Genomic DNA, 14,873 nt, shown 5'->3' with positions numbered 1-14,873 from the left:
TGGGCTCTTGCAGCACATGTTGCATAAAGTACCTGCTGGTCGGGAGCTACGTCAGCGCCTCGACCGCCGAACCGCGCAGGGTCAGGCGCTCGGCGTCACGGCGGCGGACCTCGGCCACGATGTCGCTCGCCGCCTCGAGATCGTCCCCCGGTCGAAGGTGCGGGCTCCTGAGGATCGATGAAGCCGGAGGGCGACCGGAAAGGGCCACGCTGCCTGCCGGGCCTCTGCGACGGCGGTGACCATCATCCGAAGCGTCAGGCTTGGCACTCCCCTCAGACACGCTCATCGCTCTTCCCTGCGCCAGATGGAAAGAAAAGCCTGCGCCTTGGCGAGGAAAGACAAGCGCTCGTCCGAGAGAGAGTCGATGAACCCGGCGAGCCGACGCGACTTCATGACCGTGTAGGCCGTGAGAAGCACGACCCCAGTGAACACGAAAGTGACAGCAAGTATCTTCTCGAGATGTGTGGTGCCCGCGAAATCGAGCACATTCATGCCCAGGAAGGTCGCCGTAATCGCTCCCACCATGAAGCAGATCGTCACTACGGTGAGCTGCAGGAAAAAGCGCGATTGGCGGCGCAGCGACTCGCTGTCGAGGTAGGCCGACATGGCGCCGAGTGCCTGCCTCACGTCCTCGTAGAGCCGCTCAGTGCCCAGCTTGCTCGTGAGCAGGGAGAAGATCTCACTCGCCTGTGTCTGGTTGGATGCTTGGTGGAACCAGTAGCGGTGCGAGAAGCGCAGGAAGCTCTCCATAGCCAGCCGCATGTCCTGGGCGAAACGGCCCACGCTGCGTCGGTCGTTGATGTCGAGCGCGTTCGCTGCAAGCGCCAATCGATCGGCCTGCATGAGCAGAGCGGCCTTGTGGAAGCGAGCCAGGACGAACAGCAGGAAGTAGCGGTGGCGGAACTCGCCCAGGAGGCCGCGTTCGGGATCGACCGCGGCAGGCGATGCGCCGGTCACCATCGTGAGCCCCCACGCGCTGCAGGTGAGACGCATTCCCGACGCCGACTCTCTCTCGGGGGCGTAGAAGCGATCGTGGCAATGATCCGCCTCGAACCGAGCGAGGTACGCATCGGAGTAGGGCAATCCCTCCGACGGACCAGGCCCCGTATTCAGTCCAAGCCGAACGTAATCAGCCCGCGTGACCGCACCGGGGTCGCTCATCGCGAAGAACCCCATACCCGGGATCCGGTAATCTTCAAGATGCCGGTAGCGCAGTCCGCCGGTCTCCTTCGATTGATGTGGAACCATCGGCGCGAGGAGGAACTCCCAGTGAGCCGCGATCTCGGCCGACCGGTTACGGCAGACGCCAGCAAGATATCTCTCGCGCTTCTCGAAATCGGAAGCTGCGAGGATTTCGCCTGTGGCACTCACCCACTCGACGTGTCTTGCGCAATGGAGCGCTCGTCCCTGCTCGTCCCATCCGGCCGGATAGGCGCGACCAAGGCGGAACATGATGTCCTGCGCAACGGACAGCGGCAGCCGCCGGGCCGCGATCTCAACGTTGAGCAGAACGACGTCCACGTCATGGAAGAAGAAGAGGTCCACACGCGCGACATCGAGCTCGATCGCTGACGTGGCATCGTCGAGCGTGATCCGGACAAACCTCACGTCGTCGCGGCGAACGACGTGGATCGGCGACTCGCCGTAGCCTCGGCCTGCTTCGCGCTCATACGCCTCGCCGTAGAGGAAGTGTTGAACGTGCGGGAGGAAGGAGACGAACTCGCGATAGTGCCGCTCTTGGAAGTGGGCTGGATCGCGGACGAATTCATCCTCAACCTTCCGCCAAGGCAGCCCCAGCATCTGCCAGTGACGCGCCATCTGCTCCTTGCTGGACGGAACCAGCTGCAAGGGCCAGAGCAAGATGTGACGGAAATGCTCGACGATCGTTGTCGATGTCATCGCGCGCCCCGGTTTCGGTTTGCGTATCGGGCTTCCTGCCCAGCCCTTCCAATAAGATCGACTTGCTCGGCCGTCTGCCTCCTGTCGGATAGCAGAGGCTCAGGATGGAAAGAACCAGAGCAGTGGCGCTGACGACGGCCATCCCCGCTAACGCGAGAGCCTGCCTGGCGGCTCTGGCCGCTTCTGAGCGGTTGTCATTGGCAGCCAGCAAAGCAGGAAGCGGCCGTTGGCTCAGCTCTGTTGCTATGCCGCGCGGCTGCTTTTCCTGCCGCCCTGCTCGCCGGACTTCGACCCGATCGAGATGGCCTTCGCCAAGCTCAAAGCCTTGCTGCGCAAGGCCGCAACGCGCACCGTCGTAGGGCTGTGGTCGGCCATCGGGCGGCTCATCGATGCCATCACGCCCGACGAGTGCGCCAACTTCTTCGCCGCCGCAGGAGATGAGCCAAATGAAAATCAATATGCTCTAACGAGCGGACATCTCTTATGAGGAGCGTTATGCAAATTTTCTGTCTTTATGCCGATGATTGAGGTGGCCGCATCAAGCAGCTTCGCGCAATCGAGACGGCGGGCTTGCGCCATCGGTCCTCAGGAGTGCAGAGATCGCCACCTGCTCCTCTCGGAAGAACTCCCGCATCGAGGTATAGAACTGGTGCATGGAGCGGCAGGCCTCATAGATCGAGTCATCCGCCTCGCCTTGCGCGAGCTTGAGGTAGTCTTCAGCCTTTCGCTCGGCGGCCTGAGCGCCGGCGATGCACTCAGCCAATGCCTTCTCGATCTGCGGCGGAAGATTTTCGTTCACCTTGGTCGTACCAGACACGGACGCATCTCCCGTCAGATGGCAATTCTCTAGCCTGTCCCGCGAACAACAGGCGCAGCATGTCGCTTCGCGAGATGCCTGTGCGGCCTGTGCAGCTACGATGGCCCAGCGGGCTCAATGCGAATTGCATCTGTTCCGCCACGGCATCCATTCACGCCGGCCCAGATACTGGTATACGAAATTTGGTATTCCAAACCAACTTTTGTTGACGACGAGGTTCGATTTCCGACTGAGTCCGCGCCAATGTACGAATTCGTGCGGTGTCGACAGTGAGATCCACGCGACGCCGACAAGTGGAAGGCAGCGACTCACCAAGTCGTTGAGCCTCGTTGCGCGCTGAGCTCGCCTTGTAGAACCGTAAAGCCGATCACAATTGCTACAACCGTGGCCGTCTCGCAGTGGACGGGCTGGGGAGTTGGCACATGTGGCGCGCCGCAGGTCTCGTCCTTCTCTGCTCGCTCGCGACGTTTCGGCCCATCCGTACCGAAGCCGCCGAGCACCTGTCGTTCTGGGATCTCAAGCCGGCGCATTTGCGCGCACTCGTAGCCGCGCCGCAGGTGATGGTCACCCGAACGGCATCCGGATGGGACGCATATTGCCGTTGCCCCGTCGTGCTCAAGCCGCACGAGATCCCCGAGTCGATGAAGAAGGCCATCATCGCCGTCGAGGACAGACGATACATGGACCACGGCGGTGTCGACCTGATCGCCCTCGCCGCGGTGTTCCGCGGCGGCCTGAGCCGCGGCGGCAGTACCATCCCCATGCAGCTCCTCAAGAACCTCGTGCTCCACGACCTGCAGGGGCGGGATCTGTTGAGCAAGCTCGAGCGCAAGGGCTCAGAAGTTTGGCATGCGGGCACCTTTGACGGCGCAGTCGCCAAGCAGGAGCTGCTCGCGGCCTACCTCAACCAGATCGAGTTCGGCGGACGGGAGATCATCGGTCTCTATCGGGCGAGCCGGCACTACTTCCGCAAGGAACCGAAGGACCTCAATCTCTACGAAGCTGCCATGCTGGCCGGGATGGTGCAGGCCCCGGCCCGGTTCAACCCGATCAAGGAGACCACGAGAGAGCGGGCTCACGCGCGCGCCCGCCTCGTTCTCGATCTGATGGTTCAGCAGGGCCGCATCGGCAGGGCCGAGCGGCTGCGGGCCGAGCAGGTCGGCCTGCGGCCCGGCCTTCTGCCGGAGTTCAAGATCCAGGCGCAGCCGTTCACCGAGTGGGTGGTCCAGACCTGGGCGCCCGGCTTCGTGCAACAGGGAGAGACCGTCCGGTTCTTCGTCACCCTCGAGCCTCGGTTCCAGCGCTTGGCAGAGAAACATCTCAGCGCGCTGGTCAACGAGGGAGCCGTCCCGCCCGCGTACGAGGCCGGCGCGGTGATGATGACGGGCGATGGCCGCGTGCGCGCGATGATCGGCGGCGTGGACTGGTCGCGGCGCCAGTTCAACGCCGCCGTGAAGACGAGCGTGCAGCCGGGTTCGACGGCGAAGCTGCCGCTCCTGATCGCCGCCTGCGAGGCGGGCCGAGGGCCGCAGAGCCGCGTCACCGACCTGCCGATCACACCGGGTTGGCCGTCGAATGGAACGCTCGGCTATCGGGGCGAGACCACGCTCACGGAAGCGTTCGCGTCCTCCCGGAACGCCGCCGCCGTTCGGCTCACCCAGGAGCTCGGCGTCAAACGCGTGGCGGAGACGAGTCGCCGCCTCGGGATCGATCCCGGCCCCGATCCTGACGTCGGGTTCGTCCTGGGCTCGTTTTCCACCAACGTGATGAGCATGACGGCCGCCTACGCCAGCATCGCGAATGGTGGCTACCGCGTCGTGCCGATTGGCGTGCTGGCGGTCGTCGACGGCCGCGGGCAGGTGAGGGCCAACTTTCTGGAACCGCTGAGGGCGCGGATCGTGCCACAACGCTGCATCGAGCCGACACGGCAGGTGCTGCAGGAAGTCGTGCGGACCGGGACGGGTCGGAACGCTGCGCTCGGTCGGTGGGCATCGTTCGGCAAGACCGGGACCACGACAGGGTTCGCGGATGCGTGGTTCATCGGCTGGAGCGAGGGCCGCGTGCTCGGCATCTGGATGGGCAGGCGGCGGGACGCCGAGGGCGACGCGCTGGCCGGGAAGGGAGCGCCCGCGAATTACTTCCGTCGCGTCTCGATCAGCGCGAATGAGATGATGGAGTACCGCGCCGCTCAGGATCCGGACAAAGCTCGGAGCCTGACTGCCACAGCGGTGGCTCGCGTGAAGCGCCAGACCTCCGCGAACGGACCCGAGCGCCCGTCGGCTCAGGCAAGCTTGCCGCGACGCGACGCGCACCGCGCCGCGGCCCAATCAGGATTGCCCCTCCTGCCGTTCAAAGGGCCCGAGCCGAGGTTCGCCGACGATGACGAGCCGCACGAGCTCAGGTGACCGTGCGTGCCCTGGTCTCCTGAGCGGCCGAAGGCAGCCGTGACCGGGGCGGCGCTGAGCACGCTCGTCAGTGCTGCGCCCAAGCCGAACCCGATCTTCCCGCCATTCCGCGCTGGAGCCGCGCAGGAGTCTCCGGCTTGTCTCAGGCCACCGCGCCGGTCAGATCGGGAACGCGATAACGAGATGAAGCTCCGCGATCCGCGATGCCCGACCCGTCACTCCGCACCACCAAGCCCGAGAGCCTCTTGGCCGAGGCCTGCACGCGGCTGCCGCTGTTCGAGGACCTGACCGAGGACACGATCCAGCGCCTCTCGGCATCCGGATACGGTCGCGGCTTCCTGACGGCGTCTCTCAGGGCGCGCCTGCGAAAGGCCGGCTTTCGGGACCTGGGCCATCTCGCCCAATCGACGCCGGACGAGATCGCGAAGGTTCGCAAATTCGGTCCGGTCCGGGTCGAGGCCGTGCGGGCCTTTCTCCTCGACACGATCGCCCGCGCGCTGCCTGGCGCGCGTGAGCGGCAGACGCGGGACGCGATCGCTGAACGGCGGCTCGCCCGCCTTCGGGACCTCCCTGCCGATCGCCTCACCCTTCACAGAGACGAGATCGTCGCTCTCGGCCTCCAAGGCGCAACCTGCGCGGATCTCGCACAGCGCTCGCGTCTCGAACTTCTCCGCACGGGCATGTTGACGTCTTCCGACCTGGATCGCCTCGTCGCGGACCTCGCCCAGGTTCTCGGAGAAGGCAGGGAGGTCTGCCAGCGGGCTGCGCCGGATCTCGCGGAGAGACCGGATACCGAGGCGCGACGGGCGCAGGCGAGCCGGGCTGCGCTCCTTGCAGAACAGGACCGCGAGTGGGAGGCGGCCGCGCCAGCGAGAATCGGACATCGCGCCGACCTCGCCTAACCGTCGCGCCTCGACAAACCGACCGGCTTGGAGCGAGCGTGAGATTCCGCACCGCTTCCGGCGGTGTACTGCGTCTAGACAGAGAGTGCTGAGAAGACGAACTCAGCCGAGCGGCGTGGAACGAGGATCTCCCGATGACAGACCAGCGCGACGCCGCCCTTCAAGACGTCTGGAACGCCAGCCGGATTGGCAGCGGGTCCGATTTGCGGGACACCCTGACCTGGGCTCTCCTCGCCGCAACGGCGGCACTCGCCATCACGTGGGACAGCACCCTCACGCAGGCTGTGATGAAACTGCTCGCTCTGTAAGGGCGGCGCTGTCGATCGAGAACCGGACGCATCGCTCGTTCCGATGCCTGACCCACTCCATGTTCAGCAGCACGTCGCGAAAGTAATTTGGCTCCTGCACCCGCGCGTGAACCGGCGTCGCCCGCGACCTATAGGAATTTTGCCGGGTCGGTGTCCGGTGGTGACGGGACCACATCCGCGCGGTTCCACCAGCCGCCGCCCAGCGCCTGGAACAGGGCGGCGGTGTCGGCGTATTGGATGGCCCGTGCACCGGCCGAGGTCACGAGAGCCGACAGGTAGCTTTGCTGGGCGATCAGCACCTGCATCGCGTTGACCGACCCTGCCGTGTACTGCTTGCGAACGAGCCGCAGGCTCTCGCCCGTGGCCCTCTCGGCCGCGGAGGCCGCCGCGACGGCCTTCGCGTCGGACTGGAGGGCCCTCAGGCTGTCGGCGACGTTCTGGAAGGCGGCGATTACGGTGGCGCGGTACTGCGCCTGCGCCTGGTTCAGGGATTCCTCGGAGGCACGATAGCGGCGATAGAGGGTGCCTGCATCGAAGATCGGCTGTGTGGCTTGGCCGATGATCGTGAAGAAGCCGGTCGCGGGATTCGTGAGCTGGGCGAGCCGCACCGCGCTGGCGCCTGCGGTCGCCGTGATGCTGAACTGGGGTAGGCGGTTGGCGACGGCGACACCGACATTGGCGCTGGCCTCCTTCACCCGGGCCTCGGCAGCCTTCACGTCGGGCCGTTGCTGGACGAGGCGCGAGGGCAGGCTCACGGGCAGCCGCGTCGGCAGATGGAGCGCGGCCAGGGTGAAGGTCTCGCCGACCTCTTCGCTGGGCAGCCGGCCGGTCAGGGCGGTGAGCAGGTTGCGCTGCTGCGCGAGCTGCTTCTCCAGGGGCGGCAGGAGCTGCTGCGACAGGGAGAGCGCGGCCTGCTGCTGAACGACGTCCGCGCCCGCGATCTGCCCGAGCCTGAGCTGCTTGTTGTAGAGGTCCAGCACCTCGGTCTGCGCCTGGATCACCCGCCGGGTCGCCTCGATCTGGGCGCGCAGGGCCGCCTCCTGGATCGCGGCGGCCACGACATTCGCGGTGAGGCTCAGGTAGGCTGCCTCCAGCTGGAAGCGCTGGTTCTCGGCCTCGGCCTCCAGCGCCTCGATCTGGCGGCGATTGCCCCCGAACACGTCCGGGTTGAAGGCGACGGCCACCTGCGGCGTGTACAGGCTGTAGAGATAGCGGTTCTGGTCCTGCAGCGGCGATTGCAGATCGAGGCCGGGCGCGCGCGCCCAACGCCTGCGGAGCGGCGGTCAGCGTCGGGAACAGCGTGCCGCGCTGCGCGAGGACGTTCTGCTGCGCGATGCGCAGAGATGCCTGCGCCGCCTCCAGCGTGGGGTTGCTGGCGAGCGCTTCCTCCACGAGGCGGTTCAGCGCCTTCGAGCGGAACAGCGTCCACCACTGTCCCGGGATGTCGGCACCGGACACGAAGCTCTGATCGGCCGAGCCACCCTGCCGCGTGCGGATCGCATCCGCGGCGACCGGATTTCCGAGCGGCTCCTTGGTATAGCGCGTGACGGGCGGATCCACCGGGGGCCGGTAATCCGGCCCGACCACGCAGCCTGCGAGCGCCGCGCAGAAGCCGGCGACGCCGAGACCAGCGGCGACCCGATTCACTCGCCGCACGCTCCGCACCCGACGACCCATCACGCGGCGACCCGGTTGGCGGCCGGCGCAGCGCTGTCGTTCGGCCGGCGGCGGGAGAACAGGGAGATCAGAACCGGCAGCACCACCAGGATCAGGTTCGGAGCGAGCAGGATGCCGCCGACCACCACCAGCGCCAGAGGTTTCTGGACCTGCGACCCGATGCCGGTGGAGATCGCGGCCGGCAACAGGCCGACGCAGGCCGCCACGCACGTCATCATCACCGGCCGCATCCGCACGATCGAGGCGTGACGCACGGCTTCGGCCCGCCCCCAGCCCTCGTCGAGGAGCTGATTGTAGTAGGCGAGCAGGATCACGCCCTCCATCGTCGAGATACCGAACAGGGCGATGAAGCCGATCGCCGCCGAGATCGAGAAGGGCGTGCCGGTGAAGAACAGGGCGAAGATGCCGCCGATCATCGCCATCGGGATCACCGACAGGGTGAGCAGCATGTCGGTGACGGAGGAGAAGTTGACGAACAGGAGCAGCGCGATCAGGCCCAGCGTGATCGGAACGACGATGCTCAGCCGGGCGACCGCCTCCTTCAGGTTGGTGAACTGACCGACCCATTCGAGATGGAATCCCGGAGGCAGCGTCACCGTCTCCGCGACGCGGGCCTGCGCCTCCAGAACCGCGCCGCCGAGGTCGCGTCCGCGCACCGAGAACTTCACCGGAATGTAGCGCTCCTGATCCTCGCGGTAGATGAAGGCCGCCCCGGAGACCAGCTCGACGGTCGCGATCTCCGAGAGCGGGACCTGCACCACACCGCCGTTCGGGTTCGGTGCCCCGACGGTGATGCTGCGGATCGTGTCCAGGGATGACCGGTATTGCGGGGCGAGCCGCACCCGCATCGGGAAGTGGCGGTCCGAGCCGTGCTCGTAGAGGTCGCCCGCGGTCTGGCCGCCGATCGCCGCCGCCACCGTGGTGTTCACGTCGTTGATGGAGAGGCCGAAGCGCGCGGCCTTGTGGCGGTCGACGTCGATCTGGACGGTCGGCTGGCCGAGGGATTCGAAGACCGCCAGATCCGCGATGCCCGGAACGGAGGCGAGCGCCGCCTTCACGGCGTTGGCGGTGCGGGTGATCTCCGCGAGATCGTTGCCGTAGATCTTGACCGAGTTCTCGCCCTTCACGCCCGAGGCCGCCTCTTGGACGTTGTCCTCGATATACTGTGAGAAATTGAACTCGATTCCCGGGAATTCGCTGTCGAGGCGCCTCGACAGGTCGCGGATGAGCGTCTCCTTGTCGAGCCCCTTGCGCCACTGATCGAGCGGCTTGAGCGGCGCCAGGATCTCGACGTTGAAGAACCCGGTGGCGTCCGTGCCGTCGCTCGGCCGGCCCTGATGCGAGATGACGGAGACGACCTCGGGCACCTCCTGGAAGATCTTCCGCATGCGCTGGACGTAGCCGTTCCCGGCCTCGAGGGAGATCGAGGCCGGCATGGTGCCCCGGACGTAGAGGTTGCCCTCTTCGAGCCGCGGCAGGAACTCGAGACCGAGGCTCCGGACCGCGGGACCGGACACCGCCAGGATCGCCAGGGTCACGCCGAGCGCGAGGATGCGGTTGCGCAGGCCGAAGCGCAGGACGATGCGGTGACCGAACCGCAGGACCCGCACGATCAGCGTGTCCCGCTCCTCGACGCGCCGGGGCAGAACGAGCGCCGAGAGCGCGGGCGAGACCGTGAAGGTGGCGAGCAGGCCGCCGACCAGCGCGTAGGCGTAGGTTTTGGCCATCGGGCCGAAGATGTGCCCCTCGACGCCGGTCATCGTGAAGAGCGGCAGGAAGCCGACGATGATGATGCTCGCCGAGAAGAAGATCGCCCGGTTCACCTCGGCCCCGGCGATGGCGATGGTGGCGAGCCCGCCGGTCAGGCCGCCCGGCGCGGGCACGCCTTCCGCGCGCTCGGGTTCGGCCAGGTGGCGGAAGATGTTCTCGACCATGATCACGGTCGCGTCGACGATCAGGCCGAAATCGATCGCGCCGAGTGACAGCAGGTTGGCCGAGTCGCCGCGCAGCACGAGGATCAGGATCGCGAAGCCGAGGGCGAAGGGGATTGTCGCCGCCACGATGATGGCGCTGCGCAGGGACCCCAGGAACAGCCACTGCACCGCAAAGACCAGCACCACGCCGAAGACGAGGTTGTGCATGACCGTGTGGGTGGTGGTGTGGATCAGCTCCGAGCGGTCGTAGATGCGCTCGATCCGCACGCCCGGCGGCAGGATCGTCGAGCCGTTGATCCGCTCAATCTCGGCTTCCACGCGCCGGAGCGTGGGCAGGCTCTGGCCGCCGCGGCTCATCAGCACGATGCCCTCGACCACGTCCGGGTCGTTGTCGTGACCGACGATGCCGAGCCGCGGCGCGTGCGAGACGCGCACCTCCGCCACGTCGCGCACGAGGACCGGCACGCCGTTGACCTGCGTCAGCATCGTGTCGCCGATATCGTCCATGTCCCGGATCAGGCCGATGCCGCGCACGACCGCCGACTGCTCACCCACGTTGAGCGTCTGCCCGCCGACATTGATCGAGGAGTTGTTGAGGGCGTTGACGAGTTGGACGAGGGTCATGCCCAGCCCCTGCAGGCGGGGCAGATCGACGGCGATCTCGTATTCCTTGGCCTTGCCGCCGAAGGCCGTCACGTCCACGACGCCGGGAATCGCCTTGAAGCGGCGCTGCAGCACCCAATCCTGCAGCGTCTTCATGTCGGCAGAGGAGAAACCCGCCGGTCCGACGAGCTTGTAGCGCATGATCTCGCCGACGGGGCTCGTCGGCGAGATCTGCGGCTGGGCACCGTTCGGGAGCGGAGGAAGCTGCGACAGGCGGTTCAGGACGCGCTGGAGCGCCTCCTCGTACGTGTATTCGTAGTTGAACTGCACCTTCACATCGGAGAGGCCGAACAGCGAGATGGTGCGCACCACCTGGGCGTTCGGGATGCCGGCGAGCTGCACCTCGATGGGGATCGTGATGTAGCGCTCGATCTCCTCCGCAGACTGACCGGGGTTCTGCGTGATGACGTCGACCAGCGGCGGGACGGGATCGGGATAGGCCTCGACGTTGAGCTGGAGGTAGCTCGCGTAGCCGAGGGCGAGCATCATCACGAAGCCCAGGACCACCAGCACGCGCTGCCGCAGGGCGAAGATGATCAGGCTGTTCATCGCTGCCGGGCCCTTACGACGCCTTGTCGCCCGAGGCGGCGCGGTCGATGAACAGGGCGCCGCGGGTGACGATCTCCTCGCCAGCCTGCAACCCTTCTGTGACCTGCGCCCGGCCGCCGTTCACAAGCCCGGTCCGGATCGGTCGCGCCGCGATGGTGCCGTCGGCGCGCGCGACCCAGACATGGGCGGCGGCCCCTTCGTAGACGATCGCCGCGAGGGGCACGGAGGGCGAGGGCTGCGTCGGGCCGGTGATGATGGTGATGGTCGCGAACATCTCCGGCCGCAGCACCCGAACCGGATTCTCGACCTCGCTGCGCACGACGAGCCTGCGCGTCGCCGCGTCGAGGCTGGCGGCCATGTAGTCGATGCGGGCCTTGAACACGCGGTCGCCGAAGCCCGCCACCTGCGCCTCGACCGGCTGGCCGATCCGCACCTTCGGGACTTCGCTCTCGCGGATGTTGGCGATGAGCCAGACGGTCGAGAGGTCTCCGATGACGAAGGCGGGATCGCTTGACGAGGAGAGAAACTGGCCGACGCCGACCTTGCGCTGAACGATGGTGCCCGCGATCGGCGCACGGATCTCCACTTCCGAATTGAGCTGGCCGCTCTTCTCGAAGGCGGCGATCTCCGCATCGGACTTTCCGAGGAGGCGCAGACGGGTCCTCACCGCGTCGAGACTCGCCTCGGCGGACTTCAGGTCACTCTGCGCGGCGATCACGTCGTTCTGAGCCGACTGGTAGTCCTTCAGTGCGACGGCCCGGGCGGCGAACAGCTCCTGCTGGCGGGCGGCAATGGTCTGGTCGAGCTTCAGCAGCGCCTGCTGTTTCTGAACATTGTTGAGAGCGGTCTGAAAGTCGTTCTGCGCCTGGACCATGTCGCTGGCCTCGAGCGTCAGCAGGAGGTCGCCCGCCTTCACCTCCTGGCCGGCTCGGACCTGCACCCTGGTCACGCGGCCCGAATAGGGTGAGGCGACCGGCACGTTGTCGTCCTCGTTCAGGGCAATGCGGCCCTCGGCGGAACTCTCGGGCCGGAACGACAGCGTGGTGACCGGCGCGATGTCCAGATTGGCGCGCTGTTCCCGCGTGGGACGGAAGACGGGCGCACCATCGACGGGACGTTTGCCCTCTCCCGCTCCCGCCGCTCCCTCGCCCCGACCCGAGAGACCGAAGGCATCCGCGGCTGTCTCGAGTGCGCGCCGCGCCGGCTGCGGGACGATGACGGCCGCGGCGACCACACCGGCGACGGGGAGCAGGCAAGCGACCACCGGGAACAGGACTCTCCGGCGACGCGGCGCATCGCGCACATCGGCTTTTCCGGACTGGTGCGCGTCCATCGCGGCCTCTGCTCGATAGAGTTGCTCGAGGATTGGTCGGGAGGATCGCGCATCCCACCAGATGCTCGCCCGCCGACGGCCAGAGCACGCTCCTTAGCGGCTTTCCGACGGCGGAAGCGTGACCGTACGAAAATGTGATGGAGGGATGGCGCCGCATCGGCGGATCGCGGACGCGCGATCCACGGCGGCGATCTGAGACGGACGGCGCATCGTCACGGCTCAGCACTCCTGCAGGCCGAACAGGGCAATGGGTCCGAGCGGGACAAGGGCGCGGCTCCGGGGACCCCGCGGCGCAGAGATCATCGAGCGAGACGCGGCAGGCGGAGGCCCCGATTATATTGATGACGTCGATATAGGATATCGATCGCATCTGTTTGAATGATGGTGTAGCGCAAAGCATATCCCTCCCATCAGACAGGGCACCGGCCCTGAAACATGAGAGGGATCAGTATCATGACCGTTCGTGCTCTCGTTCTCGCCGTCGTCGCGTCGGCCACCCTGGCCGGCACCGCGCAGGCCGATGACCGCATCCACGTCACCCCGACGCTCTATCGCGAGCAGGCCCGCGCCACGGCCGCCGTGCGTCCCGCTTCCGAGCTGACGACCACGCCGTCGCTGACCGTGCGGGCTTCCGAGGGGCCGCGCATCGTGGCTGAGGCTGCCGCGACCTCGGCCCGCTAGGACGCGCCGTTCCATCGGGAACAGCCACCTCGGCATCGCCCCGGCCTCGCGCCGGGGCTTCTTTCTTGCCCCGGCCCCTGGCGAACCGTGACGGCGGTACGCCGATCGCGTGCGACCGCGCGCCGTCTGCCCGGTCATGATCCGGCAGTTGGCCAGGGTGCGCCTGATTCTGCCCGAGCCTCGTCGAGATCGACGAGAACGGGAGCGCCCGGATGATCGATCCGGCAGAACCGGACCGAAGGAACGACATCCGCGGCGGACTCGTCGTGTGCGCTCCGTCGTCCCCGGCGTAGCGTCCGCGCAACACTCTGATTATCATGAATTCAGATACGTCCGACCGCTTGCGTCATCCACAGGAACTCGCGATGAACTGGTGATGTCGCTTCGCCGAGATGGTCCGGATGGTGATCTCGCCCACCAGTGTTGTGGTTACAAGCTCATGCGGAACGTGGGCGGCAACGATCCATCGACGCAATGATCTCGCCGCCGGTCAGATCTTGACCGTATCCAAGTCGCCGACAATCTCTACACAGCGCGCTCTATCGCGGTCCCCAGGTTTGCTGGAGCGGGCAATCACCGCTTTGCTGCCCTTGAGGTCAGCCGTTCCGCTCCAACCGCTGAGTTCATCCGAGCACCTTCAAGGTCTCGCAGAAGCAGCGGCTTGACGCCCGGCCCGCGGCCGGATCGATGGAATCAGATCAGGCCGAGACGGCTCAGCACCTCGCTCACCCCATAAACGGCAAGCGCGGCGAGCAGGCCGCAGATCAGCGCGACGAGTATAGGCTGGCGACGCATTCGCACCTCAGCGCACGCAGGCAGCCGAAGCGCCTCGGCAGAGCATGTCCAGCCATGCCGTTCAAAATATGTCCGGCCAAGCATCCGCAGAGTTTTCGATAAAATTATCCCGATCGATAGTGAATGGTTCGTTAATTTGAGCCTTACGCTCGATTGATCTAGACAGATCTGCGCCTCTGAGAACGCAACGCAACACCCAGAATGGTGCGGCCTGCCGGTCGTTCGCGTAGCCCTGATGCGTCGGGAGTTGGCAGATCCGTGGCTCACCCGACGCGTTCCGCCGTCCACGGGTGGCCGGGCATGCATCCAGCCCGCCCACTACAGGGAGAACCTTCGTCGCCGCGAGATGGGCCGTCCTGCACATCGCCCGCCAGGTTGGTTCCGCCTCCGAGCTTACCCTGGCGCCGTCACGCCCGGCGGAGGCCGGACGATCGCCCACCATCGTCGAAGTCAGGCGGCGGTCCCGCCCTTCTGCGCCGCCACCCGGGGCGCGCCTGCGCGGGCATAGGCGCCCATGATCGCGGACAGCAGGCCCGGGAAACGAGCCTCCACCTCGGCGCAGCGCGAGTGGTTGCGCATCTCCACGCCGTGACGCTCACAGCGGATCAACCCAGCCTCGCGCAGCACCTTGAAGTGGCTGGACAGCGACGATTTCGGGATGACCCGATCACCCACCGATGAGACGGCCGAGCAGGCCTCGACGCAGCCCGCCGTGCTGATCTTCGCGAAGATCGCGGCGCGGGCGGGATCGGATAGCGCGTGCAGGATCGCCTCCGGCTGAACGTCCTCGATGGCGGGGTGGAACAGGGGCCTCATATTTTGTCCATATGGGGGGTTGTTTCGCGTTCCGTTAGTTCCGAAATTCAGAACTATGGGACCGAAGCCGCCATTCTGGTGCCGGCCCAGGCTG

General features: G+C 66.5%; 11 protein-coding genes and 1 pseudogene. 6 read left to right on the top strand and 6 right to left on the bottom strand.

What is annotated here, in order from left to right; genetic code table 11:
* Positions 1 to 181: hypothetical protein (locus MOX02_RS31855; RefSeq protein ID WP_210250379.1), on the top strand; the 181-nt coding region annotated here is incomplete at its 5' end.
* 101 nt (positions 182 to 282) lie between these two features.
* Here MOX02_RS31855 and MOX02_RS11890 read toward each other — a convergent pair.
* Entirely contained in the window at positions 283 to 1,899 is a 1,617-nt protein-coding gene (locus MOX02_RS11890) for a magnesium transporter CorA family protein (protein ID WP_147026001.1), read from the bottom strand.
* Positions 1,900 to 2,149: 250 nt separating this feature from the next.
* On the opposite strand from MOX02_RS11890, the pseudogene MOX02_RS11885 reads away from it, so the two are divergent.
* Positions 2,150 to 2,386, top strand: a pseudogene (locus tag MOX02_RS11885) (IS630 family transposase); the annotation flags it as partial.
* Between the two features lie 51 nt (positions 2,387 to 2,437).
* Here MOX02_RS11885 and MOX02_RS11880 read toward each other — a convergent pair.
* Entirely contained in the window at positions 2,438 to 2,716 is a 279-nt protein-coding gene (locus tag MOX02_RS11880) for a hypothetical protein (RefSeq protein WP_147026000.1), read from the bottom strand.
* A 422-nt stretch (positions 2,717 to 3,138) separates the two neighbouring features.
* Here MOX02_RS11880 and MOX02_RS11875 point away from each other — a divergent pair, with 422 nt between their 5' ends.
* The 3 genes from MOX02_RS11875 (at position 3,139) to MOX02_RS31180 (ending at position 6,331) form a co-directional block, all read left to right on the top strand.
* A complete protein-coding gene (locus MOX02_RS11875; RefSeq protein WP_147025999.1) occupies positions 3,139 to 5,121 on the top strand; it encodes a transglycosylase domain-containing protein in 1,983 nt (660 codons plus the stop codon).
* A gap of 245 nt (positions 5,122 to 5,366) precedes the next feature.
* Positions 5,367 to 6,023, top strand: a complete 657-nt coding sequence (locus MOX02_RS11870) for a hypothetical protein (protein WP_238178851.1) — start codon at positions 5,367 to 5,369, stop codon at positions 6,021 to 6,023.
* A 134-nt stretch (positions 6,024 to 6,157) separates the two neighbouring features.
* Positions 6,158 to 6,331: a hypothetical protein gene (locus MOX02_RS31180; RefSeq protein WP_170267828.1), complete on the top strand. Its 174-nt coding sequence runs from the start codon at positions 6,158 to 6,160 to the stop codon at positions 6,329 to 6,331.
* A 128-nt stretch (positions 6,332 to 6,459) separates the two neighbouring features.
* Here MOX02_RS31180 and MOX02_RS11865 read toward each other — a convergent pair whose 3' ends face one another.
* The 3 genes from MOX02_RS11865 to MOX02_RS11855 form a co-directional block, all read right to left on the bottom strand.
* The gene (locus tag MOX02_RS11865) at positions 6,460 to 7,515 is read right to left on the bottom strand and encodes an efflux transporter outer membrane subunit (RefSeq protein WP_238178853.1); all 1,056 of its coding nucleotides are present in this window, start codon (positions 7,513 to 7,515) and stop codon (positions 6,460 to 6,462) included.
* A 492-nt stretch (positions 7,516 to 8,007) separates the two neighbouring features.
* The gene (locus MOX02_RS11860) at positions 8,008 to 11,154 is read right to left on the bottom strand and encodes an efflux RND transporter permease subunit (protein ID WP_147025997.1); all 3,147 of its coding nucleotides are present in this window, start codon (positions 11,152 to 11,154) and stop codon (positions 8,008 to 8,010) included.
* Between the two features lie 13 nt (positions 11,155 to 11,167).
* Positions 11,168 to 12,418, bottom strand: coding sequence for an efflux RND transporter periplasmic adaptor subunit (locus MOX02_RS11855; RefSeq protein WP_238178855.1), 1,251 nt, complete (start codon positions 12,416 to 12,418; stop codon positions 11,168 to 11,170).
* A gap of 522 nt (positions 12,419 to 12,940) precedes the next feature.
* On the opposite strand from MOX02_RS11855, the gene MOX02_RS11850 reads away from it, so the two are divergent.
* Complete coding sequence (locus MOX02_RS11850) at positions 12,941 to 13,168, top strand: hypothetical protein (protein ID WP_174804915.1); 228 nt, start codon at positions 12,941 to 12,943, stop codon at positions 13,166 to 13,168.
* A 1,245-nt stretch (positions 13,169 to 14,413) separates the two neighbouring features.
* On the opposite strand, the gene MOX02_RS11845 is transcribed toward MOX02_RS11850, so the two are convergent.
* Positions 14,414 to 14,779: a winged helix-turn-helix domain-containing protein gene (locus MOX02_RS11845; RefSeq protein ID WP_147025995.1), complete on the bottom strand. Its 366-nt coding sequence runs from the start codon at positions 14,777 to 14,779 to the stop codon at positions 14,414 to 14,416.
* Positions 14,780 to 14,873: the final 94 nt, after the last annotated feature.

It is taken from the genome of Methylobacterium oxalidis (assembly GCF_007992195.1).
In the GTDB taxonomy this organism is placed as follows: domain Bacteria; phylum Pseudomonadota; class Alphaproteobacteria; order Rhizobiales; family Beijerinckiaceae; genus Methylobacterium; species Methylobacterium oxalidis.
This window is presented reverse-complemented; position numbering and strand designations above follow the sequence as displayed.

What these genes read in the sequence shown, in the direction of transcription:
- MOX02_RS11890 (WP_147026001.1), bottom strand. Translation starts at nt 1,899, where the DNA reads ATGACATCGACAACGATCGTCGAGCATTTCCGTCACATCTTGCTCTGG.
- MOX02_RS11875 (WP_147025999.1), top strand. Translation starts at nt 3,139, where the DNA reads ATGTGGCGCGCCGCAGGTCTCGTCCTTCTCTGCTCGCTCGCGACGTTT.
- MOX02_RS31180 (WP_170267828.1), top strand. Translation starts at nt 6,158, where the DNA reads ATGACAGACCAGCGCGACGCCGCCCTTCAAGACGTCTGGAACGCCAGC.
- MOX02_RS11860 (WP_147025997.1), bottom strand. Translation starts at nt 11,154, where the DNA reads ATGAACAGCCTGATCATCTTCGCCCTGCGGCAGCGCGTGCTGGTGGTC.
- MOX02_RS11850 (WP_174804915.1), top strand. Translation starts at nt 12,941, where the DNA reads ATGACCGTTCGTGCTCTCGTTCTCGCCGTCGTCGCGTCGGCCACCCTG.
- MOX02_RS11845 (WP_147025995.1), bottom strand. Translation starts at nt 14,779, where the DNA reads ATGAGGCCCCTGTTCCACCCCGCCATCGAGGACGTTCAGCCGGAGGCG.